This window comes from Microvirga lupini, from assembly GCF_014191055.1.
Lineage (GTDB): Bacteria > Pseudomonadota > Alphaproteobacteria > Rhizobiales > Beijerinckiaceae > Microvirga > Microvirga lupini_A.
In genome coordinates, this window is record NZ_JACHWB010000003.1 from 69,695 (window position 1) to 94,959 (window position 25,265).

Consider the following 25,265-nt stretch of genomic DNA (forward strand, 5'->3'; position numbering starts at 1 on the left):
CCATCCTGTTTCCGAACGGAGATGCGACTCGACGATGACAGGTGATCCTCCCAATCGGCTTCTGACGATCCTGCCTCCTGAAGACCTTCGGTGGCTGGAAGCCCAACTCGAATGCACACAGCTCTCACGGGGCGAAGTGCTTGCTGAAGAGGGTGAGCTTCTCCAACACACCTATTTCCCCCAATCCGCTGTTGTCTCCCTCGTTCGGACATTGAAAGACGGCCAAGTTGCCGAAATGGCCACGTTTGGCCGCGAGGGATTGGTAGGCTTGGCGTTCGAAGGTATCCCGCTTCAATCCTTCGGGCGCTATACCGTGCAAATTCCAGGCGCGGCGCTACGCATCGATACCATGGGCTTGCACAAGGCAAGTCTTGTACGGCCTGCTATCAGGAGCATGATCCTTCGCTATACTGAGCTCCTCATGTCCCTGACCTTGCGATCGGCGGCTTGCAATGCAGCCCACAGCGTCGAAGCGAGGGCCGGCCGGTGGATCATTGCGACCTGTGATCGCGTCAACCGCCAGAATATTCCCCTCACGCATGAGTTTTTGGCAGAAATGCTCGGCGTCCAACGCTCGACGGTCAGCATGGTTCTGCATGGCTTCCAGAGCAGAGGGCTCATTCACCAGGGGCGCGGAAGCATTACCGTCGTCGACCGGCCCGGCCTCCAGCAGGCGGCCTGTGAGTGCTATGGCGCCTTGCGTGAGAAATACGAGAAACTGCTGCCGGTTGTGGGAGGCACCGCTCATTCCTAGCGAGGTCGGAAGGCCAATCGGCAGGAGAAGTGCCGGCCGGAGGCTCCAACAAAAATGGCGACTCCGGTAGGGCTCGAACCTACGACCTGCCGCTTAGAAGGCGGCTGCTCTATCCAGCTGAGCTACGGAGCCGTCCGGCGGGGCCTTGACCTCAATGGGTCCAGGGGCCGACGCGATTGAACTTGAAATTGTCGGAGTAGGAGATTGTCCGCCGCTTGATCTCATGCGGCTCCTCGACCCGATAGGCGATGCCCTCGCGCTCGGCGTAAGCCATGGCCTCTTCCTTCGAATCGAACCAAAGGCGAAGCTGCTGGCGGGTGTCCCCCGAGCTCGTCCAGCCCATCAGGGGCTCGATCTCGCGGGGCTTGTCCTGCTCGAAAACGAGAAGCCACTGCTTCGTCCGGGCCATCCCGGACTGGGTTGCAGATTTGGCAGGCTTGTAAATCCGTGCAGGCATCGGTTTTGGACTCTCTCCAAGACTCTTGCTGTGATGATGGTCGGGGCGGCAGGATTTGAACCCGCGACCCTCTGCTCCCAAAGCAGATGCGCTACCAGACTGCGCTACACCCCGATATCTTCAACAGCTTGGTTTCTCTATCGATTTGAGAACCCCTGTGCAAGCCCTCCAGTTCCTCCACCGGTTCCCTGTGAACCGGCGGCACCAGCGCATCGATGCGCCAGCCTCAGAAACTGCTTTCAGAAGGATTTATTCAGAAGGACTGCATGCCTTACAAGAATCAACAGACCTCTCCTTCAGGCAAGCCGAGCAGCAAGCACATTCCTAGACACAAGAAAGTATTCATGCCAATGCCCCAGTAAAAAGGGCCGCGCCCTGTCATTGATCGACAGTGTCCGCGACCCTTCCGGCCCGTATTGCCCCTACGGGAGCGCCATCCCTAGGACAATGTTTACGCTCGATCAACATGTTTCCGTTTAGAGATAAACTTTTATAAGCGGTACGATATTGCATTAAACTATTGACATGTCTTACAATTTTCAGAATTGCCGCAATGATGACACGATTGTAGAAGATATAGACAGGAACCGGCCTTCTTTGCCCCTACGGGCCGGACACTCAGCGTCCATGCAAACCATGGGCGCTTTCTTTTTGGCGCAGCTCACCCTAGTGCCAACATGACCGTGATCAGCGCCCCGAGGACAACAACGCCTCCGGCGAAGCCTGCGACAGTCAGGGCATTGTTCCGGTCTCGGCGGTCCATGGGGAGTCTCCTCGGTGGTTCAGAATCTGCCTTGCCAACGCGGAGCAAGCGCGAATGTCACCGGGCATATAGTTGCAGCAGCGATCTCTGGCGTTACGGTTACGCTTCACCCCGTCACTCATTAAGCCTTAAGGCAGAATGCTGAGCGAACATTGCTGGTCCTTGGCTGTGACATCATCGGTGATTACCCAATGGACAATCTTCTCGACCTCATCGATCTCCAGCACCATTTCGAAAACCGTGTTTTCCGCATAGACGCCAAAGAAGCCGTAGCGGCGCGTCCCCCAGGAGGGAAGGCTGAAGCGGTTGATCTCATGGGTCAGGCCATGGCAGCGGGCCAGGACTGCACGCAGATCCTCAACCGAGTACTTCTCCCGCAGGGATGAGGTCAGAAGGTCGCGAAGCGCCACCGCATCCCTCATATTATAGACGCGCAGAAGCTCTCGGGAGACATTGATCATGGCATGAGGTCCGACCTGAGCTAAAACCGTATTCGTCAGGAACAGCCCTGTCAGAACGGCGACCGCTCTTTTGAGCTTGCCGGACCACTCTGCCTGCATCTGTCTCAGCGTCTGAAGATGGAATGCTCCACCCGGTCACCCGGCTTGATCCCAAGCTTGGCCGTCGTGCCGGCGTTCAACTCGAGAACAGCCAGTACGGGCTCGCCGGACGGGATGGTGCGCGTGGACAGGGGCTCAGTATTGGCCGCGATGCGGGCGATCGTTCCATCGGGCCGGATGAACAGCATGTCGAGCGACAGGTAAGTGTTCTGCATCCACATGGAGACAGGTTCGACACGCCCGAAGTCGAACAGCATGCCCTGATCCGCCGGCATGGAGCGCCGGAACATCAATCCCTGCGCCCGATCCGCGTCGTTGCGTGCCACCTCGACCCGGAAGGATTGCTTCTGCCCCCCCTGAGTGGCAATCGACAGGGTTTCAAGCGCCTGTGCGTAAACGGCACTGGCCATGAGGGCGACAAAGCCCAGAGCCGGAAGAACCGGTCGGAACCGCTGCAGCACGGATTGTCTCATCAATGGGAGTGCGGCAGGGCCATATCGGCCAGACGAACCTCGGCGGCCATCAGCCCCTTCGAGCCGTCGCCGAACCGCACGAAGACCCGCTCGCCAGGCTTCAACTCGGCAATACCATAGCGGCGCAGAGTTTCCATATGGACGAAGATATCCGGCTTGCCCTCGCCTTGCGTGAGGAAACCGAAGCCGCGCAGGCGATTGAACCACTTCACGATCGCTGGCTCGAGGCCACTGGTCGGCACCACTTGGACATGGGTGCGCGGCAGGGGGAGCTCGGACGGATGGAGTGCCGTGGATTCGTCGAGCGACAGGATGCGGAAGGCCTGCAGGCCACGGGGGCGCTGAACAGCCTCGACGACGATCCTGGCTCCTTCATTGGCAGCCTGATAGCCATCGCGCCGCAGGCAGGTCACATGAAGCAGAACATCGGGCATCCCGTTATCTGGGACGATGAAGCCGAAACCCTTGGCCACATCGAACCACTTGATACGGCCGCTGACCTGGACAAGGTCGAGAGCGCCCTCCTCCGAGCCCGTCTGAGAAACCTCGCGGCGCCCTTGATCTAAGGAAGGATTCTCCTCTCGGAGACTGAAAGAATTGGAGCCGTAATCGCTAGTCATGAAATAACCCAAACTCGAATCATGAACCCGATTCTTAATAAGAGGATAACATCGTCCTGAATCAGGGGAAGCCAGAAACACACCTCCACGGCCGATGAAATTTTCGGCACGCTGCATGTTCTTGAACTTACGCAATAAATTTTGAAAAGACTTCGCCTATTTCCCCATGAATCGCCAGATCTGCGGCCTCATCAAGGGGTGTCGGCTCCCGGTTGACGATGACGAGGCGCGCCCCGTTCTCCTTGGCGAAGGCTGGAAACGCAGCCGCAGGAAAGACCATCAGCGAGGATCCGGCCACCAGGAACAGGTCACAGATAGCCGCAAGCCTCTGTGCCCGCCGCATGGGCTCCTCCGGCATGGCCTGCCCGAACGAAATAGTCGCCGATTTGAGGATGCCCCCGCATGCGGCGCATTCCGGCGGGTCGCCGGTCCTGTCGAAATGATATCTCACCCAGTCAAGCTCATGCCGGCGACCGCAGGACAGGCACTTGGCATAGGTGCCGTTGCCATGCAGCTCGATGACCTGATCCTCAGCCAGGCCGGATGCTTGATGCAGCCCGTCGATGTTCTGGGTGATCACCCCAGGCATGCGCCCCGATGAGACGAGCGACGCAAAGCCCCTATGACCGGCACTCGGGCGCGCTCCGCGATAGAGATCGTCCAAGTTGAACTTGCGCCGCCATGCCTCCCTGCGCGCCTTCGGGCTCTGGAGAAACAGCTCGAATGGGATGGGCTTGTTGCGCATCCATGGGCTGTCCGGTGAGCGGAAGTCGGGGATGCCGCTCTCCGTCGAGATTCCGGCTCCGGTGAAGCCTGCCACGATCCGGGCATCTTGAATCATGTCCTGCAATGTGGCGATTGAAGGGTTAAGGCTTTCGGTCATGTCTGTTCATGTAAGGCCGGAAGACCAGGAAGGAACGCCTCTGCTTATGAGACATTCAGATGTGAAGGCCGATCCCTTTCCGCCTGAGCCGATTGCAGTTCGACGGTGGGATGCCATCGACGTTGCCCGCGGTGTCGCGATCCTGGCGATGATCGTCTACCATTTCAGCTGGGACCTGAGCTTCCTGCAGCTGATCGCAACGAACATTCTTCAGGTTCCGGCCTGGCGCTGGTTCGCGCGTGGCATCGCTGGTTCCTTCCTGATACTCTCGGGCGTTGGCCTCGTCCTGGCTCACGCAAAGGGGTTTAACGGCAAGAGCTTCCTGACGCGTCTGATTAAAGTGGGCGGTGCGGCGCTTGCAGTCACGGTCGCGACATACGTTGCCTTCCCCGAAAGCTACATCTTCTTCGGCATTCTTCACTGCATTGCGGTCTCAGGCGTGCTGGCCCTGCCCTTTCTAAGACTGCCCCCCGTCGTTACCCTGGCCGCTGCGGCTCTGTGCCTTGCAGCGCCGTGGGTCCTGACTAATGCTGCCCTGGATGCTCCTTGGCTCGACTGGCTCGGCCTCGGCTCGACCGATCCGGTCACCAACGATTATGTGCCGATCTTTCCCTGGTTCGGCCTCGTGCTGATCGGTGTGGCGGCAGGCCGGGTTCTGCTGGCGCGGCAAGAGACCATGAGCCTTGCCGGCTGGCGCTCCAGAGATCGTCTCTCGGGGCTTCTGATCTGGGCAGGGCGCAAGAGCCTGCCGATCTACCTCACCCACCAGATCATCCTGTTAGGCATTCTCTATGTGATTCTGCAGATCGTAGGCCCCAACCGCATGGCCGAGGCCCAGCCCTTCATGATCCAGTGCGAGGCCACCTGCCTGCAGAACGCGCAGCCCCAGACCTGCCGTTCCCTCTGCTCCTGCACGGTCGAAACGCTCCGCCAGAGCGACCTCTGGCAGAAGGTGCTCACCAATACCACGACGGCCGAGGATCAGACGCGTATTTCAAGGACCGCGCAGCAATGCCTGCGTCAGCGCCCACCGTCATAGCGGAACCCATGGTGGCAATCGAAGCACCCCCCTGGCTATTTCCTCTACGGAATTTCCTGAGGCCGTAACCATATTCCACAATGATTTTTGTTTTTCTGCTTAGACAATTATTGCATGTTTATATCATATCGGTATCGGTGAAGAATAAGCGCAAATTTCCGTTGCGTTAGAATCAAGGACCTAACCAGTGACCTTTTCCTTGAAGGCAGATGTCGCCAAACACGTTATAGCGCTCTGCCGGTCAATCGATGCGGATAAGACGCCCCACATCGCCATAGACGTCTCTCTGACGCGCACCCTTGCCTTCGATTCCCTCAAGCTCATGCAGTTTTTTGCAGGGATCGAGCAGCTCTATCCCGGCATTGCACTTGAGGACTGGTTCGTCGAACACAGCACCGATGGACGGGACACGCTCGACAGCGCTGTCGCCTACATGACGCGATTTCTTGCACCAAATCCCTGACAGGTTGAAACGGGCGCCGCGCCTGTCCACCTAGTAGCGGCCGGCCCACTACCGATGTCCTGCGACCCGGCCCACTCATGGGAGGTGAATTGTGCTGCGCGATTATCTGGCTGAGCTCCCTCTCATCGCGATCCTGCGCGGTCTGAAACCTGAAAACGCGGAGGCTGTGGGTCATGCCCTGGTCGAGGCGGGCTTTCGCATCATCGAAGTACCGCTCAACTCGCCCGAACCCTTCCGCAGCATCGAAATCCTTGCGAAAACCATGCCACGGAACGTCTTGGTAGGCGCTGGAACGGTTCTCGACCCGCAACAGGTGAACGGCATCCGAGACGTGGGCGGCAAGCTGATCGTCATGCCTCACGCTGATCTCGAGGTTATCAAGAGGGCCAAGGAGCAGGACCTCATCTGCACCCCCGGGGTGGCGACACCCACCGAGGCCTTTGCGGCCCTCAACGCCGGAGCGGACGCAATCAAGATCTTTCCCGCCGAGGCCATCCCGCCTGCGGTCGTGAAAGCCTGGCGGGCCGTGCTGCCGAAAGACGCTCTCGTCGTGCCGGTCGGCGGCATCAAGCCCGACACCATGAAGCCCTATGTGGACGCCGGGGCCAACGGGTTCGGGCTCGGATCGGCGCTGTTCACGCCGGCCATGGCAGTAGAGGAGATCGGCCGGAAGGCCCGCGATTTCGCCGCCGCATGGCAGGCACTCAGCGCCGCTTGAATCTCGCGAGAAGGTCAAACTGGAACACCTGGGCAGGAACCGCTGAGAGCGAAAGCCGTTCTCAGGAAGAGATGCCCTATTATCGGAGTTTGACCATGAAAAAGACGGCTTTGATCCTTGCAGCTTCGCTTCTGAGCACGGCCGCGTTCGCTCAGGACACCACGACGACCATCAAGAAGGAAGAGGGCCTCCTGGGCAGCAAGACCACCATCGAGCGCTCCACCGAGCCGAGCACGACATCCTCAACCTCGGTGACGACCTCCACGACGGGCAGCGTCGGCTGCACCTCCGAGACCAAGCAGAAAACCGACGAGTTCGGTGATACGACGACCAAGAAGAAGGTCGAGTGCTAAATCGCTCTCGTGCCTTCCTCGGCAGGGCCCGGCATCTCACGCCGGGCCTTTCCTTTATCGGCGGCGTCCGCCCCGAAAGAACGGGACCGTCAGGAGGCGCCGACCCGTCTCGTCGGTGATCTCAAGCTCGATATTGCCGGCATCGGCCAACTCGTCGCGAAGCTCCTCGACCGTCGCTAACGCCTCAGCCTTGGCGGCTTCGAGATCGGGAAGTTCGATGCCCTCCTCGTCCTCATCGACATCGTAGCCATCCCGGATGTTGAAGAAATAGCGGGGCATGGTTCCAGCTTCATTCAATGTGTGGCGGGAGAAACGCCTCCGCCGCCGGCCGGGTTCAACCGAGAACCTTCCGCCTCTATACACATTCCTGCCGCCGGCAACAGCCGGGATCCGGATCATGGAGCTTTTTTCGCAATGGAGCGTTGATCGGCACGCCAAGGGCTCGTGCGGGGCAACCGTAGAGGGAATACCATGATCCGTTTCTCCCTTGCCCCACTCTTGGCCTCGGCCGCTTTGGCCAGTGCGGCCACATCTCCGGCCAGCGCCCAGTCGGCCTGTGGCCCCCGCGAACAGCTCGTCAAACTGCTGGCCGATCAGTACAAGGAAGATCCCGTCGGCATGGGCCTGTCTCAGCCGGGTCAAATTCTGGAAGTCTTCGCCTCATCAAACGGCTCTTGGACGATGGTCATGACCATGCCGGACGGAAAAGCCTGCATGATCGCCGCCGGCGACAACTGGGAAATGGTGACCAAGGTGAAGGGCAGCCCGATCTGATGGATGGTCATGTTTCGGGCAAGACGCTCTAGATCCGGAGCTGGCCGAATTCCTCTTGGGTGTCGATATCCTGGATGATGGCGTTGTCAGCTGTCGGCCATTCCACAACATCCGGCCTTCCGCGAAGAATGGGTCCTGCGCCGACGTCTCCGGAAAGCCCCTCGATCGCAGCCTGAAGAGCGCGCGAGATCACGACAGGATTGCCACGCCGCCCATCTAAGGTGGGAATCAAAGCGGCTGGCTCTCCCCGATCATGCCAGCCGGCCGCGAGACCATCGATGAGATCGCCTCCTACGAGCGGCATGTCCCCCAAAAGAATGATCGCGCCCCTCGCCTCTGGCGGCAATGCCGCAAAGCCGGCTTTCAGGGACGTCGAGAGACCATCCGCATAAATGGGATTGTGAACGATCCGGACCGGAAGCCCCTCCAGCTCCGCCTCAACAGCTTCAGCCCGGTAACCGGTGACAACGATGACGGGATGGGCCGTGGAACACACCGCAGCCTCCGCCACATGGCGAACCAGGGCCTTCCCACTAACCCGGGCCAGCAGCTTCGGCTCCTCGCCGAAACGGGTGCCGCGCCCGGCAGCCAGGAGAATGGCCGCCACATTGCTCATTCCTCACCCTCGCTTTCGCCGCCCCCGCGCGGCTGCGGCCGGGAGACGATCTCCATGAGAAGCCCTCCGACGCCCAGGGACATGATATCGGCCCGTGTCACGGGCACGTCCGCCAGAAGTCGGTGCAGGATCCAGTCGAAACCGTTTTCCTTCGGGGACCGGGCACAGCCGGGAGCGCCGATAACGGGCGTGCCGGCGATGGAGCCCACAAGAAGCAGGTTTCCCGGATCGACCGGCATGCCGAAATGTTCCACCCGCCCTCCAGCCATCTCGATGGCCGATGGGATGACGTCGCGTCGGTCAGCGATGGCCGAGGCTCCGAAGATGACAAGGAGTTCGGCGTCACCACCGGCCTGCGAAGCCAATTCCCGTGACAGGGCCGACGCCTCGTGAGGCACCCGGCAATCCTGCACGATCCTTGCACCTGTCGGCTCCAGCCGTCTGCCGAGCACGGCAAGAGTCTTGTCGATCACGCTTGGCTTCAGGCCTGGAAGTGTGGTTGAGACAACCCCGACCGTGCGCCGCGTATAAGGCGCGACCTGCAAGGCGCTCCTGCCAGCGCTTTCGATCCCCTGCTGAAGCAGGATCTCCGGGATAGCATAGGGAATGATCTTGATCGTTCCTACCATCTCCCCTGCGACGACAGGCTTGTAGGCTGGCAGGGTAGCGGCCGTCATCGTCTCGTCGACAGCATTGAGACGGTCGATCTCATCGACATCGATGATGAGAACGCCCGCTGTTTCAGCGTAGAGATTGGAGCGCCCCGTAAAGGGTTTCTCGACGGCAATATTTTCGCCCGCGAGAATCTTGGCCAGCTGGAAGGCCGCTTCATCCTCGGCGATGTCGCCGGGCTCAAACCTGGCTGCGATGACGGTGTCTACGCCCTCCTGTTTGAGGCGTGTTGCGATGTCTGCCGTGATGAGGGTTCCCTTCCTGACAACCATTTCGCCGGCCCGGACGCTGTGGGCCGCCAGGGCCCCGACAGCCTCCTCGACTGGAACCTGCCCGAACTTCACGCCGAGCGCCTCCGCTCCTTGCGCAGGCTCGCGACGATCTCGGCCAGAATCGAGACCGCGATCTCCGCAGGCGAAACGGCTCCGATGTCGAGGCCTATGGGTGCATGGATACGGGCGAGATCCGCTTCCGTGAAACCGGCTTCCGTCAGGCGCAGGACGCGGCGTTCATGGGTTTTCCGAGAGCCGAGCGCGCCGATATAGAAGCACTCCGAGCGCAGGGCGGCCGTCAGTGCGGGATCGTCGATCTTCGGATCATGGGTGAGCGCCACGACGGCCGTATACCGGTCGATGCCGAGGTCCGGCAGGACGGCATCGGGCCACTCCGCCAGCACCGGCACATCGGGAAAACGTTCGGGTGTTGCGAAAGCCGTGCGGGGGTCGACGATGGTGACATCGAGGTCCAGTCCTTTGGCCATGGGCGCAAGGGCCTGACTGATATGGACGGCGCCGATGACCACCACCCGTACTGGCGGCGTCTGCACCGTGAGGAAGAAATGGCGACCCTCCTGCTCGATCAGCCCGCTCTTGCCTCGACGGAGAGCGTCCTGAAGCTCATGGGTCAGCGCGTCGCCTTCAACCTCTATCTCTCTAACGAGACGCTGCTCGCCGGACCTGACATCCGTCACAAGGACGGCGGCTCGCCGGGCGGCACGCTCTGTATTCAGATCCGACAGGAGGCTCAGGCGCATGCTGTTTCAATCCACTCGCTCGACATAGACCTTGATCCGTCCGCCGCAGGAGAGTCCGACCTGCCAGGCGGTCTCGTCGGCAACCCCGAACTCGATCATGCGCGGCTTGCCATCGGCGATCACATCCATTGCTTCCGTAATCACCGCACCTTCGACGCAGCCGCCGGACACCGACCCGAGAAAGTTCGTGTTCTCATCGATCACCAAGTGGCTTCCCACGGGCCGGGGCGCCGATCCCCAGGTTTCGACCACGGTCGCAACCGCGACACCCCGGCCCTGGCGCCTCCAGGTTTCCGCCGTCTTCAGGATGTCCGTGTCAGTCGAGAGCATAAGATTTCCCGGTACAACGAGCGGCTTCCGCATCCGCTCGGTGATCGATACTGCCACCACCGCACCTCTAACCGCAACCGGGATGCACGCTGCCTTTGGCCTGACATTCCGGAGCATTGACAGTCCCGGCGTTGCGGCGTCTCATCCGTTTCGAACAAGCACCTCCGTCGGATGGACCGCCCGCAGGATGCTGAACGACATCTACAGCCGCCGCATTCTGGAGCTCGCGGCCGACATCCCGCTTCAGGGGACACTGCCGGATGCGCATGGAAGCGCGAAAGCCCATTCGAAACTGTGCGGGTCGACGGTCACGGTTCATCTGAAACTCGACGGCGACGTCGTCAGCGCCTTTGCCCATGAGGTAAAGGCCTGTGCCCTGGGTCAGGCCTCCTCGTCGATCATGGGGCGGCATGTGGTCGGCTCGACCGCCGAGGAGCTTCGGGCGCTCCGAGAGACCATGCATCGCATGCTGAAGGCCGGAGGGGATCCGCCTTCCGGCAAGTGGGCCGATTTGGGGCTCCTAGAACCGGCGCGAAATCTGAAAGCCCGTCATGCCTCCATCCTCCTCACCTTCGACGCCGTCGTTGATGCTCTGGCCAAGGCTGAGGCCGCTGAGAAGGGAGGAGCCATCACCGGCATATGATCACCATACCAAGCGTGCATTGCAGCAATGCTTGGCAGGTGACGCGCCCCCTGATTTGCCCTTACTCTGCTATCGGGCTGGTGACAGGAGGAGAACGCAGCATGGCGATGACGATGCAGGGCGAAGTCCCACTTCCGGCTGACCGGGCGACCGTGTGGGCGGCCCTCAACGACCCCGAGGTGCTGAAGGCGGCAATCCCTGGATGCCAGGAACTGGAGAAGATCAGCGACACGGAATTCCAGGCCACCGCCAAGGTGTCGGTCGGACCCGTGAAGGCGACCTTCAAGGGCGGGGTGAACCTCACCGACCTCGATCCGCCGAACGGCTACACGATCAGCGGCGAGGGACAGGGAGGCGTTGCCGGCTGGGCTAAGGGCGGCGCGAAGGTGCGGCTCGAAGACATCGATGGCGGCACCAAGCTGATCTACGACGTCGAGGCCAATGTGGGCGGCAAGATTGCCCAGCTCGGCGGGCGCCTCATCAATGGAGTGGCCAAGAAATATGCCGACGAGTTCTTCGCGAACTTCGCCAAGATCCTCTCGCCCGCCGAAACGACCGCCTAACAGGAATCTCAGTGGCGGTTCTTTGAATCATTCCAATGCTTGACCGCTCCATCTGAGCGGGCCACACTCAGCTTCGATGGATCGCATACGTGCGGTCGTCCAACAACAATACCTGCCGGTGTCTGAGACCACCTGAAGGTTGGCCTGACTCCCGGCTTTCGAGGAGGAAGTCACGCATGACCACCGTCTCCCTGACGGTGAACGGTCAATCCGTCACCGCAGATGTCGATCCCCGCACCCTGCTCGTTCAATTCCTGCGCGAAAACCTGAGACTGACCGGAACCCATGTGGGCTGCGACACCAGCCAGTGCGGTGCCTGCGTCGTGCACCTGAACGGACAGGCCGTGAAGGCCTGCACCACCCTCGCCGTCCAGGCCAATGCCAGCGTCGTCACCACCATCGAGGGCATTTCCCAAGGCGGCGAGTTGCACCCGATGCAGGCGGCCTTCCGCGAGCATCACGGCCTTCAATGTGGGTACTGCACGCCCGGCATGATCATGTCGGCCATCGATATCGTGAACCGCAAGGGGAACACCCTCGACGAGCGGACCATCCGGGCCGAGCTCGAGGGCAATCTGTGCCGTTGCACGGGCTATCACAACATCGTCAAGGCCGTTGCAGCCGGCGCTCAGGGCATGGCCCAGGCGCCCGTGCAGCAGGCGGCTGAGTAAGGCGAAACGCTCGTCACGGCGCGGCCCGAACAGGCGCAAGCTGCAGGTGAGCCTCGGAGCAGGCACTTTTCTCTCCGCCTTCTTCGCGGTGTCCGCTTCGCTTCCCGATTAGGGCCAACGAAGACCAGGGAGGATTTCATGACTGCAACAGGGATTGGCGCACCCGTTCGCCGCAAAGAAGATCAACGTTTCGTCACCGGCCAGGGGCGCTACGTGGACGACTTCAACCGACCTGGCCAGGCCTACGCCTACTTCCTCCGCTCGCCGCATGCCCATGCGGCCATCCGATCCATCGACACGGGACCGGCCATGATCATGCCGGGCGTGATCGCCGTTTTTACCGGCGACGACCTTGCGGCCGACAAGATCGGCGGGCTCATCTGCGGCTGGATGATCCATTCCAAGGACGGTTCCCCCATGAAGGCAGGCCCGCATCCGGCGCTCGCCCAGGGCAAGGTGCGCTATGTGGGCGACCACCTGGCGGTTGTAATTGCCGAAACGCTCGCTCAGGCCAAGGATGCGGCAGAAGCTATCGTGGTTGACTATGACGTGCTCCCGGCGGTCGTCGATACCGCACAGGCCACGAAGACGCCCGTCCAGGTGCACGATGTTTCGCCTGACAACACCGTTTTCAACTGGCATCTGGGCAACAAGGACGAGACGGAAGCGGCGTTCGCGCGGGCGAAGCACGTGACCAAGATCGACCTCGTCAACAACCGGCTGGTGCCGAACCCCATCGAGCCCCGCGCGGCCGTGGGCGAATACGATTTCGGGACCGACAACTACACACTCTACACCACGAGCCAGAACCCGCACGTGGCCCGGCTCGTGCTCTCGGCCTTCATCGGCGTCGCACCCGAGCACAAGCTGCGTGTCATCGCGCCCGATGTCGGCGGCGGGTTTGGATCCAAGATCTTCATCTATGCGGAAGAAACGGTCTGTGTCTGGGCGGCGAAGAAGGTCAAGCGGCCGGTGAAGTGGACCTCGGATCGCTCGGAAGCCTTCCTTTCGGATGCGCATGGCCGCGACCACGTCACCCATGCGGAGATGGCAACCGACGAGAACGGGAAGATCATCGGCCTTCGGGTTCACACCACGGCCAATCTCGGCGCCTATCTCTCCACCTTCTCCTCGTCCGTGCCGACCTATCTCTACGCTCCGCTCCTGTCGGGCCAGTACGATATTCCGGCCATCTACTGTGAGGTCGACGGGGTATATACGAACACGGCGCCGGTCGATGCCTATCGCGGCGCGGGACGGCCCGAAGCCACCTTCGTGGTCGAGCGCCTCGTCGAGAAAACCGCACGGGAATTGGGCCAGAACCCGGCCGAGTTCCGCCGCAGGAACTATATCACGCAGTTCCCGCACGCGACTCCGGTCATCATGACCTACGACACGGGCGATTATGCCGCTTCCCTCGACAAGGCGCTTGAGATTGCCGACTATAAGAACTTCGAGCAGCGCAAGCAGGAAAGCGCCCGTCGCGGCAAGCTGCGGGGCATCGGCTTCTCAAGCTATATCGAGGCCTGCGGCATCGCTCCCTCTCAGGCGGTCGGATCCCTCGGTGCCGGCGTGGGCTTGTGGGAATCCGCCGAGGTGCGCGTGAACCCGACCGGCTCCGTCGAGGTGCTGACCGGTTCGCATAGCCACGGCCAAGGCCACGAGACCACCTTCGCCCAGTTGGTCTCCGACCGGCTCGGCATCCCCATCGATCAGGTCAGCATCGTCCATGGCGACACCGACAAGGTGCAGTTCGGCATGGGCACCTACGGCTCGCGCTCCGGCGCGGTCGGCATGTCGGCCATCGCCAAAGCCATCGATAAGGTGATCGCCAAGGGCAAGAAGGTGGCGGCCCATGTGCTTGAAGCCTCCGAAGGCGACATCGAGTTCAAGGACGGCCGGTTCGGCGTCGCCGGCACCGACCGTTCGATGGCCTTCGGCGAGATCGCCCTCCAGGCCTACATCGCCCACAAATTCTCGGGCCAGGACCTGGAGCCCGGCCTGAAGGAGGGAGCGTTCTACGATCCCACCAACTTCACCTTCCCGGCCGGCGTCCATATCTGCGAGGTGGAGATCGACCCAGATACGGGCGTGACAAAGATCGAGCGCTGGACGGCGGTGGACGATTTCGGGGTCATCATCAACCCGATGATCGTGGAAGGCCAGGTTCATGGCGGCATCGCGCAGGGCGTCGGCCAGGCGCTGCTCGAAGGCGCCGTTTACGACCAGAGCGGTCAGCTCATCACGGCGAGCTTCAATGATTACTGCATGCCTCGCGCCATCGACCTGCCGTCTTTCCAGGTCGGCATGACAGTGACTCCCTGCCCTTCGAACCCGCTCGGGATCAAGGGCTGTGGCGAGGCCGGCGCCATCGCGGCACCGCCGGCCGTCATCAACGCGATCACCGACGCGCTGGGCCATGAAGACATTGCCATGCCGGCAACGCCTCAGGCGGTATGGCGAGCGGCCCAGAAGGCACGTATGCCCATGGCGGCGGAATAAGGGAGGACGAAAATGTACGCTTTCGAATACCACCGTCCCGCGAGCCTCAAGGAGGCTGCCAGCCTCGCGGGTCAGGCCGAGGACGCCAAGTTCCTCGCCGGCGGGCACACGCTGCTGCCGACCATGAAGCTTCGGCTCGCAGGTCCCGCAAACCTGATCGATCTCGGCCAGATTGCGGAACTGCGCGGGATCGAGCGCTCCGGTGATACCATCACCATCGGGGCCATGATGAAGCACGCCGAGGTCGCCAGCTCCGCCGAAGTGAAACAGGCCATTCCGGCGCTCGCCGAGATGGCCGAACTCATCGGCGACCCGCATGTGCGCAATCGCGGCACCATCGGCGGATCCATCGCCAACAATGACCCCTCCGCAGATTATCCGGCCGCCTGCCTTGCCCTTAACGCCACGATCATCACCAACCAGCGGAAGATCGCGGCGGACGATTTCTTTCAGGGCATCTTCACGACGGCTCTGGAGGAAGGCGAGATCATCACCCAGGTCTCGTTCAAGGTCCCGTCCCAGGCAGCTTATGCCAAGTTCCGGAACCCGGCCTCGCGCTATGCGCTTGTCGGCGTGTTCGTAGCAAAGCATGCGGACCGCGTCCGCGTGGCTGTGACAGGGGCCGGTTCGAATGGCGTGTTCCGGGCAGCCGAGATGGAGCAGGCGCTGAGTGGGAGTTTCACCTCCGAAGCTCTGAACGGCGTATCCGTTTCGGAAGACGAGATGAACAGCGACATCCATGCGGATTCTGCCTATCGGTCGCATCTCGTCGGCGTCATGGCCCGCCGCGCCGTCCAGGAGGCTGCTGCGCGGGGCTGAACAGCCAAACCAGAACGACGTTGATAACCATGCCCGGGTCCTGCCCGGGCATTACTCCCTCCAGGAGCAGCAAAGCCCGTGGCCGACAAACCCGGTTCCATCGACAGCACTTTGGCGCTTCTTGAGAGCGCCGGCTATGTGGCCGACCGCCCGCTTGCGACGGTGCTCTTTCTGGCCCTGAAGCTCGGACGCCCGCTTTTCCTCGAAGGCGAAGCTGGCGTTGGCAAGACGGAGATCGCGAAGGTCCTTTCGGCAGCGCTCGGACGCCGCCTCATCCGCCTGCAATGCTACGAGGGCCTCGATGTCGCCTCGGCGGTCTACGAATGGAACTATGCCGGGCAGATGATGGCCATCCGTCTCGCCGAGGCCGGCGGAACGGTGGACCGTGATACCCTGGAAAGCGACCTGTTCTCGGAACGCTATCTGGTCAAACGCCCGCTCCTGCAGGCCCTGGAACCCGACACCGCCGGGGCACCGGTTCTCCTGATCGACGAGCTCGACCGCACGGACGAGGCCTTCGAGGCTTTTCTTCTGGAGGTGCTGTCCGACTTCCAGGTCACCATTCCGGAACTCGGCACGGTCAAGGCGGAGCAGCCGCCCATCGTCATCATCACGTCGAACCGCACCCGCGAAATTCACGACGCGCTCAAGCGCCGCTGCCTCTATCACTGGGTCGATTATCCCGACGCCGGGCGTGAACTCGCTATCCTCAAAAGCCGCGTGCCGCAGGCCGCCGAGCGTCTGTCGCAGGAGATCGTTGCCTTCGTGCAGGCGATCCGGAAGGAAGATCTGTTCAAGGCGCCGGGTGTGGCCGAAACCCTCGATTGGGCCTCGGCCCTCGTGGAGCTTGATGCGGTAGCGCTCGACCCAGCGCTGGTCTCCGACACCCTCGGCGTTCTCCTGAAATACCAGGACGACATCCAGAAGATGCAGGGCAGCCGCGCGAAGGACATGCTCGATCAGGTTCAAAGCGCCCTGAGGGCACCCACGTGACCGTCCCTCAAGGTGAGGGGCGTCTTGCAGACAACATCGCATATTTTGCCCGTGCCTTGCGGGCTGCAGGTCTTCCGGTCGGCCCCGGCGCGGTTCTCGATGCGATCGCAGCTGTCGAGGCGGCGCGGATCGGCACGCGCGAGGATTTCTACTGGACGCTTCATGCGACGTTCGTGAAGCGGCACGAGCACAGCACCCTGTTCGATCAGGCCTTCAGGATCTTCTGGCGGCGCAGAGCTCTGATCGAGAAGCTCATTGCCCAGATGTCGCCGATCGCACCCGGCGGGGCCAAGGAAGAGAAGAAGCCACAAGCTGGAGCCCTGCGCGTGGCCGAAGCTTTGGAGACGTCCCGACAGGAGAAGCCGGAGCCGGTCGAGAAAACCGAGCTCTCCGCCCGCCTCACCGTGTCGGATCGTGAGGTTCTGAAGGCTAAGGACTTCGCTCAGATGTCGGCCGCCGAGATCGCTGTCGCGAAGCGGCTGATCGCTGAGATGTCCCTGCCGGACGACGAAGTGACCACGCGCCGATTCATCTCCGATTCTCGAGGCCGTCGGATCGATCCGCGCAGGACGTTCCGGCGCTCGCTGCGCGGTGGTGCGGCTGTGATCGATCTGGCTCATCGCTCGCCTGCGGTGCGTCATGCGCCGGTGGTCGCCCTTATGGACATCTCAGGTTCGATGGCGGAATACTCCCGGCTCTTCCTGCACTTCCTGCACGCCATTGCTGAGAAAAGGCGAAAGGTGCACTCCTTCGTCTTCGCGACCCGCTTGACGAATATCAGCCGCGAATTGACGAGCCGCGATCCGGACGAGGCGCTCGCCCGTGCCGCGAAGCGCGTGCAGGATTGGGAGGGCGGAACGCGCATCGCCCACGCGCTCCACGACTTCAATCGCCACTGGTCCCGCCGGGTGCTGGGTCAAGGCGCGATTGTTCTGCTCTTCACTGACGGGCTGGAGCGGGAGGTCACCAGCGATCTGACCTTCGAGATGGACCGCCTCAAGCGCTCCTGCCGACGCCTGATTTGGCTGAACCCCCTCCTGCGCTTCGATGCCTTCGAGGCCCGGTCCACCGGGATTCGGGCGATGCTGCCTCATGTCGATGAGTTCAGGCCCATACACAGCCTGGCCTCGATGCAGGCGCTTTGCCGCGCTCTTTCAGGCGAGTCATCGGATGGAAGCAATCCACGGCGCTGGCTGCAGGCATCTTGAGCGATCAACAGGCAGCATTGCGTCCTCCTGATCATCGGCAGAGGCCGGCAGCATTTTCACCCGCCAACTCCCCTCCATAAGTGCGACAGAGGTTCCACGCGGGTGCTTCCAACGACCTCGTCAGGATACACACCCCAGAGCCTCACCTGCCGGGCATAGCCTCGGAGATCATGCTTCGGCACAGTCACCGCGCACCAAGTTTGATCGCAGCGCTGAACATCAACGACAACCTGCGGCTGAAACCTTGCGACGGTTCCAGACCGCTTGCTCGGGCGCGCCTGGAGGTTGATGCTTGTCTCGCTCCAGGGCTGGACGAGAGCGGTTCTTTTCGTGGACAGGAGCGCCGAGTGAACCCAACCGTCGGATCCGTCGCTCCCTCTGATGCGCCGCCAGTTGCTGAACTCGGCGATGATCTCAACCGGAAGACCCTGCCTCTGGTAAACCCACCGGATCGGATACTGTGTGCCGGGGCCGACGCGGACATTGGTTTTCACGCGCTTGAGCGATGCGAACCGCGGAACCACCCGTTTCGGTCCTTTGGCAGGCTGAGCATGGGCATCGAAGGATGCAGCGATCAAGAAGCAGCCCATTGCGACGATGGAAGCTCGCATCATCGAAGACGAGACAATCAACGGCACCCTTGGCGAGCCTTCTTCAGCGCAGCGGTAAAGCCTTTGAGCGGAAAATCGTAGGTTGTTTTATTCCCGCGTTTCGAAGCTGCCTCAACGGTTGCAACCCGCCCCTTCTCGAGAGCGCGAATAAACTCGGACTCCCGCTCCGTGCGCCGCAGCCAAGCATTTTTGCCGCGCGGGATCATGGTGAATTGCCTGTCGCCGACAGAAACCCGGATTGCAGTCGGGGCCAACTCATAGCCCGTCTGCAAGCTGGCTTCCGTGCGAACCTTCCCATATCTGAGGCGACGCACGAACAGGCTCACTCTTCCATGATCGAGCTGCCTCGGCTTCGTCGATGCGGCGTCGGAATAGACGTAGCAGACGACCCCCCCGCCCTCCTTGACCTTCCATGCACTCCAGCTTTCGCTCGATCCAAGCATCTGAGGGTTCTGCGCAAAAGCGTAGGTGCTCGAGAGAATGACGATTGCAGCGGCAGTGCTTATGGCTCTCATCTACAGGACACTCACCTTGGTGGTTGCGGAGCCCGCAACCTTCCAAGTCGAGGTTATGCAAACGTTAATGATGAGCCGTATGGTTCTGGCGCAGGAAATTTCTTGAAGAGGACGTAAGGAGATGGCTCCTATTCAAGATATTGTGAACCCGCTAAATTGATGCCGCTCGCCGGTAGCGATCAGAGAGGTTCCTGAGGCTGCTCCCCCTGTGCCGCCATGACTTTGGCGGATCTCATCAGGGCCGTAAGCGTCTGTGGGTGGAGTTCACCGGTCACCGGCAGGCCGACGGTCCGCTGGAACTTCTCGATCGCCTCGCGGGTCGAAGATCCAATGACGCCATCAGCCTCAAGGTCTCCAAACCGGAGTTTAGTCAGAGCCTCCTGAGCAGCCAATACGTCCTGCTTCGCGGGCAATGGGGTGATGCGCATCAAGGCAGGGGCGCTTCCGACAACATGCGGCTGAAGAAGTGGCTGAACCGCAGCGAGCTGCTCTCGGGATTTCGTCAGCTCCTCTTCCATCTCCTTGAGCTTGGTGGATTGGCTGTCACTTTCAGCCTTGGAGGCAGAGAGCTGCTCATGGAGCTGCGTAATATCACGCTCTTTGTCCTCAATCGCTTTGCGCTGCGTCAGGAACTGAGCCTGGTAGTTCTGGAGTGCAGCCGTATGTCCCGCAAACTGCTTCTCAAGCTCCGAGGATCTGAGAAAGGAATAGCCACCGACGCCCCACCCTGTGATGGCCGCAAGGGTGACGATCGAAACGGCGATGCGGTTGGACCTGAAGCTCGTTTTTTCCGAGGTAGGAAGCACGACAATCCCTTCGATTTTCCAATGTGCAATTGGTCGAGTTGGTGTCCTGCTAGGGTCAACGGAAAAGTGGTCAGAGCATGGCATGCCTTGAGGGAAATGAGCTCGGCACGCTTCGTGACTCTGCCTATGCCTTGGAACAGCAGTCAAAAGGAGGTGATCGCCTAGCCGAGAAACGTCAGGCTCGTCAGGACCATAAAGAGGGACTGCTCCCTGCCCTCGCTGAGCCTTGACTGATCAACTTCTAGCAAAGGGAACCGAGCTCCGGAGCATCGAACCTCCGGGCCTTTGGATATAGTGGCGCGCCCTAGGGGAGTCGAACCCCTCTTTCCTGCGTGAAAGGCAGATGTCCTAACCGATAGACGAAGGGCGCGCAGGACTTTCGGGGCAGTGCCGCCGAAGTGGGCGAACCTATAGATGGGTTCGTGACGCATCGCAAGCACCCGATTTGAATTATTCGGGGCTTGCGGCATCCATGATGCGAAGCTCGGCTTTTTCCGCGCCGCCCCAGCGGTCGATGGACAGCGTTCCCGCCACATGAAGCGGATTTCCGATCGCCTGGGACAGGACGTTGCCCAGCGGCTGGCCTGCAGCGCGGAAGGCGATCCCGCCAATGAAGCTGCCGTCGCCACCGCGAAGCTTCACGCGCAGATGCCCGCCGCTGCCAACCTCCCTGGCTTCGACCACGCGATGCTGCGGGAAGACGAAGACCGGCTCGGGCTGCCCCTGACCGAACGGCCCTGCCCGCTCCAGAGCCGTTACGACGGAGGGCTGGGCGCCGGCGGCAGTCAGAGTCGCGTCGATAGCGAAATTGTCCCTAAGCCGCATGGCGCTTACGGGCTCGGAGAGCCTTTCGGTCACGAAGTCCAGGAAGCGCTGGAGGTCCGTGGCTTGGATCGTCACCCCGGCCGCCATGGTATGGCCGCCGCCCTTGATGGCCAGGCCGGACTCCACAGCTGCCCGGACGGCATAGCCCAGATCCACTCCGGGCACGGAACGGCCCGAGCCGGTGGCGGTCCCGTCCGGGTTGAGGGTGAACGCGAAGGCCGGGCGGCGGAAGCGCTCCTTGGTCCGGGCGGAGATCAGCCCAACCACGCCGGGATGCCACTCGGCCGAGGCGGTGACGAGAACCGGCAGGTCCGGCATGCGCTCGAGGGCCATCATGGCCTGTGCCTCGGCTTCTGCGACGGCCACGACCTCGATGGCCTGCCGTTCCCGGTTGAGCCGGTCGAGCTCGGCGGCGAGCCTGCCGGCCTGGATGGGATCCTCGGTCAGGAGAAGCCTTGAACCCAAGGCGGCATCGCCAATGCGCCCGCCAGCGTTGATACGCGGCCCGACCAGATAGCCGAGATGCCAGCTTTCCGGCGCCCCGCCGAGGCCTGCCGTGTCGAGGAGCGCCGCGAGCCCCACCCGTCGACGGCTCCGCATGATGGCAAGCCCCTGGCGCACGAAGGCGCGGTTGAGGCCAAGAAGCGGCACCACGTCGGCCACCGTGGCGAGAGCCACCAGATCGAGACTGCCCATCAGGTCAGGCTCAGCCCGGCCGTTGAAGAAGCCGCGCGAGCGGAGGATACGGTTCAGGGCCACAAGGAACAGGAAAACCACGCCAGCCGCGCAGAGATGGCCGAGGCCTGACAGGTCGTCCTGCCGGTTCGGATTCACGATAGCGAGCGCTTCGGGCAACTGCTCGGGGGCTTGGTGGTGGTCGAGCACGATGGGGTCGAGGCCGAGGCGTCGGGCCTCGGCCAAGGGTTCGATGCTGGCGGTGCCACAGTCGACCGTGACCAGAATATCGGCGCCCTGCCCCTTCAGAGCCCGGATGGCATCGACGTTCGGGCCATAACCTTCGGTGATCCGGTCGGGAATGTGGATCACGTACTCTACTCCGCAGGCGCGCAGGTACTCGGCGAGCAGTGCTGCGCTGCAGGCGCCGTCCACATCATAATCGCCGAAGATTGCCACCTTCTCGCCCCGCGTCACCGTATCGGCGAGACGGGAGGCCGCCTCCTCCATGTCGGTGAGTTTGTGCGGGTCAGGCATGAGATCCCGCAGACGCGGGTTCAGGAAGCCGTCCGTCTCATGAATGCCGACCCCCCGCCCTGCAAGCACCCGGGCAAGGACATCAGGCAGGCCGTGAGTCTGGGCAATCGCGAGTGCAATGGTGCTCTGGGCGGCATCGCAGCGCTCGACCCAGGTGCGCCCGAGGGCGGAATTGGCAACACCCAGGAAGGGCTTGGGCAGGAGAAGAGGAGATGATTCGGTCACACCGGGAGTCTTAGCCGCGAATTGTGGTCAAAGCACCTTCTCCACATCGTCACCCCGCCTGGAGTGACATGGGCATCAGCCCAGCAGATGCCGGTATTGGATGAAGCCACTGCGGGAGGCGACCTTCTCGTAGAGCGCCTGGGCTGCCGTGTTGGTCTCGTGGGTCAGCCAGTAGACGCGGCTTGCCCCATCCGCCCTCGCCTTCTCGTAGACCGCCTCGATCAGGGCGCGGCCGACTCCGCGCCCCCGCGCCTCCTCGGCCGTGAACAGGTCCTGCAGGTAGCAGTAATTGCCGGTGCTCCAGGTTGAGCGGTGATAGAGGTAATGCACGATGCCGACGATCCGCCCATCGAGTACGGCCGCGAGGCCATGCATGGGCTCCTCCGGGTCGTTGAGCCGCCGCCACGTCTCCTTAGTCACCTCCGCGGGCAACGAGGATTTGTAGAAGGCCAGATAGCCCTGCCAGAGCGGCTCCCAGGCCTGTCTGTCGTCGGGGCGGAAGGGGCGGGTTTGAAGCATCGTATTTTCCAGTCTTTACAGGCAGAGCCCTCATCTTGAGGCGTCGCACCGCGACCGTCTCGAAGGAGGTCCTAGAGAGCACAGGAGTGTCCTTCGAGACGCAGCCTGCCGGCTGCTCCCCAGGATGAGGTCGTTGCAGCTAAAACGTAAATGGCCGGGACAAGCCCGGCCATGACGTGAGACGGTTCTGAACAGAATTAATCCAGGTGGAACTTCGACAGCTCCCGGTGCTCGCCGTAGATGCGGCGGACGGTGCCCGTGGCGGAGCGGTAGACCACCGTCTCAGTGGTGATCACGTCCTTGCCGAAATGAACGCCCCGGGTGAGCGCACTGTCGGTCACGCCGGTGGCCGCCACGATCACGTCGCCGCGGGCGAGGTCCGTCATGTCGTATTTCTTGTTGGGATCGGTCACGCCCATCTGGAGGGCGCGGGAGCGCTTCTCCTCCGTGTCGAGAATCAGCCGCGCCTGCATCTGGCCGCCGATGCAGCGCAAGGCGCCGGCCGCCAGCACACCCTCGGGCGCGGCGCCGATGCCGAGATAGATGTCGATGCCCGTCTCTTCCGGCTTCGTGGTGAAGATCACGCCGGCCACGTCGCCGTCCGAGATCAGGCGGACGCCCGCGCCGGTCTTGCGGATGGCGGCTATCAGATCGGCATGGCGCGGACGGTCGAGCACCAGGGCGGTGAGCTCGTTCACCTTCACCCCCTTAGCCTTGGCGAGATTGTGAAGGTTTTCCTCGGGGCTGGCGTCCAGATCAATCACGCCGGTGGGATAGCCGGGACCGACGGCAATCTTATGCATGTAGACGTCAGGGGCGGCCAGCAGAGTGCCGGCTTCGGCCATGGCCATCACGGCGATGGAGCCCGGCATGTCCTTGGCGCAGAGCGTGGTGCCTTCCAGCGGATCGACCGCGATGTCGACCTTCGGGCCCTGCTTGTTGCCGACCTTCTCACCGATGAAGAGCATCGGGGCCTCGTCACGCTCGCCCTCGCCGATCACCACCGTACCGTCGATCTGAAGCTTGTTCAGCTCACGGCGCATGGCATCCACGGCCGCCTGGTCGGCGGCCTTCTCATTGCCCCGGCCGCGCAGCCTGGCAGAGGCCACCGCCGCGCGCTCGGTGACGCGGACGAGCTCCAAGGTCAGGATGCGCTCGATGATTTGGCCCGGTTGGACGGTAATGCCTTGCGACATGGACGTGTCGTCTCCCTTATTGTGGTCATTGCCGGGCCGTGCGGCCCGATCTTGGGTTACTCGCGTTCGATGCGAATGACTTGGGGCGGCTCGGCAATAAGACCATCCCCCATAATCTTTTCCAGAGCAGAGCGGATCGAAGCTTCCGAAGCCGCATAGGTGATCAGCACCAGCGGAACCGGAGCGCCCGAACGCCCGTGCGGATCCTTGTTCGCGGCGATCTCCGAGCGCTTCTGGAGAATGCTCTCGAGCGAGATATCGGCCTCGGCCATGCGCGTCGCCACGCCAGCGGCAACGCCAGGACGATCATGGACGGTCAGGCGGATATAGTAGCCGCCCTCGTGGCGCTGCATGGGGGCGCGGGCCGCCTTGTCCAGCTGGTCAATGGGAGCACCAAAGAGGGGCTGCACATTGCCGGTCGCCACATCGGCGATGTCCGCCACGACGGCGGATGCCGTGGCATCGCCCCCTGCCCCTGGTCCGATGAGGGTCAGCTCGCGGACAGCATCGGCATCGATGGTCACAGCGTTCGTCACGCCCATCACCTGGGCGATGGAGGACGTGCGGGGCACCATGGTCGGGTGGACGCGCTGCTCGATACCGGTCTTCGTGCGCTCGGCAACGCCCAGAAGCTTTATGCGGAAACCCAGCTCCTTGGCCATGGCGAGATCGAGCGGCGCAATGGACGAGATGCCCTCCACGTAGATCGCCTCAGCGTCGATCTGCGTGCCGAACGCGAGGCTGGTGAGAATGGCGAGCTTGTGAGCCGTGTCGAAGCCTTCGACATCGAAGGTCGGATCGGCTTCCGCGTAGCCTAGGCGCTGAGCGTCCTTCAGGCATTCCTGAAAGGTCAGGCCCTCCAGCTCCATCCGGGAGAGGATATAGTTGCAGGTGCCGTTGAGGATGCCGTAGAGGCGAGAGATCCGGTTGGCCGGCAGGGCCTCACGCAGGGTCTTGATGATCGGGATGCCACCGGCAACGGACGCCTCGAAAGCGAGCGATACGCCCTTCTCTTCCGCCAGCTTCGCCAATTCGAGCCCGTGCTTGGCAAGCAGCGCCTTGTTGGCGGTGACTACGTGCTTACCGTTGGAGAGCGCCATGCGCACAGTCTCCAGGGCCGGTCCGTCTGCGCCGCCTACGAGTTCGACGACGCAATCCACGTCATCGGCACCGGCAAGGTCCACCGGATTATCGAACCAAGTGAACCGAGAGAGGTCGAACCCACGGTCCTTGGACCGGTCGCGGGCCGAAATGGCAGTAACCTGAACGGGCTTTCCACCACGCTGGGCAATGGCCTCGTTCTGGCGATCGAGGATGCGAATAACCGATGCGCCGACGGTGCCGAGGCCGGCAATACCGACCCGAAGGGGACGTGTCACGAACAGCAGCTCCTTGAAAATCTCGGGCTGCTTTTACGACCGCCGGGGTTCCATGTCCATGCAGACCAGG

Annotated in this window: 30 protein-coding genes and 3 tRNA genes; 13 read left to right on the top strand and 20 right to left on the bottom strand. The window is 62.1% G+C overall.

Annotation, left to right across the window (positions count from 1 at the left end; genetic code table 11):
- Nucleotides 1–34: 34 nt before the first annotated feature.
- Nucleotides 35–754, top strand: coding sequence for a Crp/Fnr family transcriptional regulator (locus tag FHR70_RS11750; protein ID WP_183450391.1), 720 nt, complete (start codon nucleotides 35–37; stop codon nucleotides 752–754).
- A gap of 55 nt (nucleotides 755–809) precedes the next feature.
- On the opposite strand, the gene FHR70_RS11755 is transcribed toward FHR70_RS11750, so the two are convergent.
- The 7 genes from FHR70_RS11755 to FHR70_RS11785 form a co-directional block, all read right to left on the bottom strand.
- A tRNA-Arg gene (locus FHR70_RS11755) sits at nucleotides 810–886 on the bottom strand.
- A 19-nt stretch (nucleotides 887–905) separates the two neighbouring features.
- On the bottom strand, nucleotides 906–1,211 hold the full coding sequence (locus FHR70_RS11760) for an ETC complex I subunit (protein WP_183450393.1): 306 nt from the start codon (nucleotides 1,209–1,211) through the stop codon (nucleotides 906–908).
- 37 nt (nucleotides 1,212–1,248) lie between these two features.
- Nucleotides 1,249–1,325, bottom strand: a tRNA-Pro gene (locus FHR70_RS11765).
- Between the two features lie 777 nt (nucleotides 1,326–2,102).
- Nucleotides 2,103–2,534 carry a hypothetical protein gene (locus FHR70_RS11770; RefSeq protein ID WP_183450395.1) on the bottom strand — a complete coding sequence of 144 codons (432 nt, stop codon included), beginning with the start codon at nucleotides 2,532–2,534 and terminating at the stop codon, nucleotides 2,103–2,105.
- 5 nt (nucleotides 2,535–2,539) lie between these two features.
- Nucleotides 2,540–3,007 (bottom strand): DUF192 domain-containing protein, encoded by a 468-nt coding sequence (locus tag FHR70_RS11775; protein ID WP_183450397.1) that lies wholly within the window; start codon nucleotides 3,005–3,007, stop codon nucleotides 2,540–2,542.
- The gene (locus tag FHR70_RS11780) at nucleotides 3,007–3,627 is read right to left on the bottom strand and encodes a cold-shock protein (RefSeq protein ID WP_183450399.1); all 621 of its coding nucleotides are present in this window, start codon (nucleotides 3,625–3,627) and stop codon (nucleotides 3,007–3,009) included. Before FHR70_RS11780 ends, FHR70_RS11775 begins: the two co-directional genes overlap by 1 nt.
- A 127-nt stretch (nucleotides 3,628–3,754) precedes the next feature.
- A complete protein-coding gene (locus FHR70_RS11785; RefSeq protein WP_183450401.1) occupies nucleotides 3,755–4,468 on the bottom strand; it encodes an SIR2 family NAD-dependent protein deacylase in 714 nt (237 codons plus the stop codon).
- A gap of 88 nt (nucleotides 4,469–4,556) precedes the next feature.
- On the opposite strand from FHR70_RS11785, the gene FHR70_RS11790 reads away from it, so the two are divergent.
- The 4 genes from FHR70_RS11790 (at nucleotide 4,557) to FHR70_RS11805 (ending at nucleotide 7,083) form a co-directional block, all read left to right on the top strand.
- Complete coding sequence (locus FHR70_RS11790) at nucleotides 4,557–5,549, top strand: acetyltransferase domain-containing protein (protein WP_183450403.1); 993 nt, start codon at nucleotides 4,557–4,559, stop codon at nucleotides 5,547–5,549.
- Nucleotides 5,550–5,736: 187 nt separating this feature from the next.
- Nucleotides 5,737–6,012, top strand: a complete 276-nt coding sequence (locus tag FHR70_RS11795) for a hypothetical protein (RefSeq protein ID WP_183450406.1) — start codon at nucleotides 5,737–5,739, stop codon at nucleotides 6,010–6,012.
- A 91-nt stretch (nucleotides 6,013–6,103) separates the two neighbouring features.
- Complete coding sequence (locus tag FHR70_RS11800; RefSeq protein WP_183450408.1) at nucleotides 6,104–6,730, top strand: 2-dehydro-3-deoxy-6-phosphogalactonate aldolase; 627 nt, start codon at nucleotides 6,104–6,106, stop codon at nucleotides 6,728–6,730.
- A 95-nt stretch (nucleotides 6,731–6,825) separates the two neighbouring features.
- Nucleotides 6,826–7,083 carry a hypothetical protein gene (locus FHR70_RS11805; RefSeq protein ID WP_036352564.1) on the top strand — a complete coding sequence of 86 codons (258 nt, stop codon included), beginning with the start codon at nucleotides 6,826–6,828 and terminating at the stop codon, nucleotides 7,081–7,083.
- 54 nt (nucleotides 7,084–7,137) lie between these two features.
- On the opposite strand, the gene FHR70_RS11810 is transcribed toward FHR70_RS11805, so the two are convergent.
- On the bottom strand, nucleotides 7,138–7,362 hold the full coding sequence (locus tag FHR70_RS11810) for a DUF6894 family protein (RefSeq protein ID WP_183450410.1): 225 nt from the start codon (nucleotides 7,360–7,362) through the stop codon (nucleotides 7,138–7,140).
- Nucleotides 7,363–7,554: 192 nt separating this feature from the next.
- Here FHR70_RS11810 and FHR70_RS11815 point away from each other — a divergent pair, with 192 nt between their 5' ends.
- Entirely contained in the window at nucleotides 7,555–7,857 is a 303-nt protein-coding gene (locus FHR70_RS11815) for a hypothetical protein (protein ID WP_183450412.1), read from the top strand.
- 28 nt (nucleotides 7,858–7,885) lie between these two features.
- Here FHR70_RS11815 and FHR70_RS11820 read toward each other — a convergent pair whose 3' ends face one another.
- The 4 genes from FHR70_RS11820 to FHR70_RS11835 are packed head-to-tail and all read right to left on the bottom strand — an operon-like array spanning nucleotide 7,886 to nucleotide 10,508.
- Complete coding sequence (locus FHR70_RS11820) at nucleotides 7,886–8,473, bottom strand: nucleotidyltransferase family protein (protein ID WP_183450414.1); 588 nt, start codon at nucleotides 8,471–8,473, stop codon at nucleotides 7,886–7,888.
- Nucleotides 8,470–9,489, bottom strand: coding sequence for a molybdopterin-binding domain-containing protein (locus FHR70_RS11825; RefSeq protein WP_183450416.1), 1,020 nt, complete (start codon nucleotides 9,487–9,489; stop codon nucleotides 8,470–8,472). Before FHR70_RS11825 ends, FHR70_RS11820 begins: the two co-directional genes overlap by 4 nt.
- The gene (locus tag FHR70_RS11830; protein ID WP_183450418.1) at nucleotides 9,486–10,178 is read right to left on the bottom strand and encodes an XdhC family protein; all 693 of its coding nucleotides are present in this window, start codon (nucleotides 10,176–10,178) and stop codon (nucleotides 9,486–9,488) included. Before FHR70_RS11830 ends, FHR70_RS11825 begins: the two co-directional genes overlap by 4 nt.
- Before the next feature lie 6 nt (nucleotides 10,179–10,184).
- A complete protein-coding gene (locus tag FHR70_RS11835) occupies nucleotides 10,185–10,508 on the bottom strand; it encodes an XdhC family protein (RefSeq protein ID WP_183451609.1) in 324 nt (107 codons plus the stop codon).
- Nucleotides 10,509–10,695: 187 nt separating this feature from the next.
- Between FHR70_RS11835 and FHR70_RS11840 the strand changes: the two genes are divergently transcribed.
- From FHR70_RS11840 to FHR70_RS11870, 7 genes are all read left to right on the top strand, one after another.
- Nucleotides 10,696–11,151, top strand: coding sequence for an iron-sulfur cluster assembly scaffold protein (locus FHR70_RS11840; RefSeq protein ID WP_183450420.1), 456 nt, complete (start codon nucleotides 10,696–10,698; stop codon nucleotides 11,149–11,151).
- Between the two features lie 101 nt (nucleotides 11,152–11,252).
- Nucleotides 11,253–11,714, top strand: a complete 462-nt coding sequence (locus tag FHR70_RS11845) for an SRPBCC family protein (protein ID WP_183450423.1) — start codon at nucleotides 11,253–11,255, stop codon at nucleotides 11,712–11,714.
- Between the two features lie 176 nt (nucleotides 11,715–11,890).
- On the top strand, nucleotides 11,891–12,385 hold the full coding sequence (locus FHR70_RS11850) for a (2Fe-2S)-binding protein (protein ID WP_183450425.1): 495 nt from the start codon (nucleotides 11,891–11,893) through the stop codon (nucleotides 12,383–12,385).
- A gap of 138 nt (nucleotides 12,386–12,523) precedes the next feature.
- Entirely contained in the window at nucleotides 12,524–14,887 is a 2,364-nt protein-coding gene (locus FHR70_RS11855; RefSeq protein ID WP_183450427.1) for a xanthine dehydrogenase family protein molybdopterin-binding subunit, read from the top strand.
- Nucleotides 14,888–14,899: 12 nt separating this feature from the next.
- Nucleotides 14,900–15,706 carry an FAD binding domain-containing protein gene (locus tag FHR70_RS11860; RefSeq protein WP_183450428.1) on the top strand — a complete coding sequence of 269 codons (807 nt, stop codon included), beginning with the start codon at nucleotides 14,900–14,902 and terminating at the stop codon, nucleotides 15,704–15,706.
- Between the two features lie 78 nt (nucleotides 15,707–15,784).
- A complete protein-coding gene (locus FHR70_RS11865; RefSeq protein WP_183450429.1) occupies nucleotides 15,785–16,699 on the top strand; it encodes an AAA family ATPase in 915 nt (304 codons plus the stop codon).
- Complete coding sequence (locus FHR70_RS11870) at nucleotides 16,696–17,907, top strand: VWA domain-containing protein (protein ID WP_183450430.1); 1,212 nt, start codon at nucleotides 16,696–16,698, stop codon at nucleotides 17,905–17,907. Before FHR70_RS11865 ends, FHR70_RS11870 begins: the two co-directional genes overlap by 4 nt.
- A gap of 56 nt (nucleotides 17,908–17,963) precedes the next feature.
- Here the strand turns inward: FHR70_RS11870 and FHR70_RS11875 are convergent, their stop codons facing one another.
- From FHR70_RS11875 to FHR70_RS11910, 8 genes are all read right to left on the bottom strand, one after another.
- Nucleotides 17,964–18,485: an SH3 domain-containing protein gene (locus FHR70_RS11875; RefSeq protein WP_183450431.1), complete on the bottom strand. Its 522-nt coding sequence runs from the start codon at nucleotides 18,483–18,485 to the stop codon at nucleotides 17,964–17,966.
- A 50-nt stretch (nucleotides 18,486–18,535) separates the two neighbouring features.
- Nucleotides 18,536–19,033: an invasion associated locus B family protein gene (locus FHR70_RS11880; RefSeq protein WP_183450432.1), complete on the bottom strand. Its 498-nt coding sequence runs from the start codon at nucleotides 19,031–19,033 to the stop codon at nucleotides 18,536–18,538.
- Nucleotides 19,034–19,212: 179 nt separating this feature from the next.
- Nucleotides 19,213–19,839, bottom strand: coding sequence for a peptidoglycan-binding protein (locus FHR70_RS24515; RefSeq protein ID WP_210277598.1), 627 nt, complete (start codon nucleotides 19,837–19,839; stop codon nucleotides 19,213–19,215).
- A 295-nt stretch (nucleotides 19,840–20,134) separates the two neighbouring features.
- Nucleotides 20,135–20,209, bottom strand: a tRNA-Glu gene (locus tag FHR70_RS11890).
- An 80-nt stretch (nucleotides 20,210–20,289) separates the two neighbouring features.
- Nucleotides 20,290–22,101 (bottom strand): single-stranded-DNA-specific exonuclease RecJ, encoded by a 1,812-nt coding sequence (gene recJ / locus FHR70_RS11895; RefSeq protein WP_183450435.1) that lies wholly within the window; start codon nucleotides 22,099–22,101, stop codon nucleotides 20,290–20,292.
- Between the two features lie 75 nt (nucleotides 22,102–22,176).
- Nucleotides 22,177–22,620 carry a GNAT family N-acetyltransferase gene (locus FHR70_RS11900; protein WP_183450437.1) on the bottom strand — a complete coding sequence of 148 codons (444 nt, stop codon included), beginning with the start codon at nucleotides 22,618–22,620 and terminating at the stop codon, nucleotides 22,177–22,179.
- A 197-nt stretch (nucleotides 22,621–22,817) separates the two neighbouring features.
- Complete coding sequence (gene glpX, locus FHR70_RS11905) at nucleotides 22,818–23,816, bottom strand: class II fructose-bisphosphatase (RefSeq protein ID WP_183450439.1); 999 nt, start codon at nucleotides 23,814–23,816, stop codon at nucleotides 22,818–22,820.
- A 56-nt stretch (nucleotides 23,817–23,872) separates the two neighbouring features.
- Nucleotides 23,873–25,195, bottom strand: coding sequence for a homoserine dehydrogenase (locus FHR70_RS11910; protein WP_183450441.1), 1,323 nt, complete (start codon nucleotides 25,193–25,195; stop codon nucleotides 23,873–23,875).
- Between the last annotated feature and the right edge of the window lie 70 nt (nucleotides 25,196–25,265).

Coding starts and splice junctions, on each gene's coding strand:
- FHR70_RS11820 (WP_183450414.1), bottom strand. CDS start 8,473: ATGAGCAATGTGGCGGCCATTCTCCTGGCTGCCGGGCGCGGCACCCGT.
- FHR70_RS11840 (WP_183450420.1), top strand. CDS start 10,696: ATGCTGAACGACATCTACAGCCGCCGCATTCTGGAGCTCGCGGCCGAC.
- FHR70_RS11830 (WP_183450418.1), bottom strand. CDS start 10,178: ATGCGCCTGAGCCTCCTGTCGGATCTGAATACAGAGCGTGCCGCCCGG.
- FHR70_RS11805 (WP_036352564.1), top strand. CDS start 6,826: ATGAAAAAGACGGCTTTGATCCTTGCAGCTTCGCTTCTGAGCACGGCC.
- FHR70_RS11815 (WP_183450412.1), top strand. CDS start 7,555: ATGATCCGTTTCTCCCTTGCCCCACTCTTGGCCTCGGCCGCTTTGGCC.
- FHR70_RS11855 (WP_183450427.1), top strand. CDS start 12,524: ATGACTGCAACAGGGATTGGCGCACCCGTTCGCCGCAAAGAAGATCAA.
- FHR70_RS11780 (WP_183450399.1), bottom strand. CDS start 3,627: ATGACTAGCGATTACGGCTCCAATTCTTTCAGTCTCCGAGAGGAGAAT.
- FHR70_RS11750 (WP_183450391.1), top strand. CDS start 35: ATGACAGGTGATCCTCCCAATCGGCTTCTGACGATCCTGCCTCCTGAA.
- FHR70_RS11900 (WP_183450437.1), bottom strand. CDS start 22,620: ATGCTTCAAACCCGCCCCTTCCGCCCCGACGACAGACAGGCCTGGGAG.
- FHR70_RS11850 (WP_183450425.1), top strand. CDS start 11,891: ATGACCACCGTCTCCCTGACGGTGAACGGTCAATCCGTCACCGCAGAT.
- FHR70_RS11880 (WP_183450432.1), bottom strand. CDS start 19,033: ATGAGAGCCATAAGCACTGCCGCTGCAATCGTCATTCTCTCGAGCACC.
- FHR70_RS11835 (WP_183451609.1), bottom strand. CDS start 10,508: ATGCTCTCGACTGACACGGACATCCTGAAGACGGCGGAAACCTGGAGG.
- FHR70_RS11760 (WP_183450393.1), bottom strand. CDS start 1,211: ATGCCTGCACGGATTTACAAGCCTGCCAAATCTGCAACCCAGTCCGGG.
- FHR70_RS11770 (WP_183450395.1), bottom strand. CDS start 2,534: ATGCAGGCAGAGTGGTCCGGCAAGCTCAAAAGAGCGGTCGCCGTTCTG.
- FHR70_RS11860 (WP_183450428.1), top strand. CDS start 14,900: ATGTACGCTTTCGAATACCACCGTCCCGCGAGCCTCAAGGAGGCTGCC.
- FHR70_RS11775 (WP_183450397.1), bottom strand. CDS start 3,007: ATGAGACAATCCGTGCTGCAGCGGTTCCGACCGGTTCTTCCGGCTCTG.
- FHR70_RS11790 (WP_183450403.1), top strand. CDS start 4,557: ATGAGACATTCAGATGTGAAGGCCGATCCCTTTCCGCCTGAGCCGATT.
- FHR70_RS11785 (WP_183450401.1), bottom strand. CDS start 4,468: ATGATTCAAGATGCCCGGATCGTGGCAGGCTTCACCGGAGCCGGAATC.
- FHR70_RS11810 (WP_183450410.1), bottom strand. CDS start 7,362: ATGCCCCGCTATTTCTTCAACATCCGGGATGGCTACGATGTCGATGAG.
- glpX (WP_183450439.1), bottom strand. CDS start 23,816: ATGTCGCAAGGCATTACCGTCCAACCGGGCCAAATCATCGAGCGCATC.
- FHR70_RS11845 (WP_183450423.1), top strand. CDS start 11,253: ATGGCGATGACGATGCAGGGCGAAGTCCCACTTCCGGCTGACCGGGCG.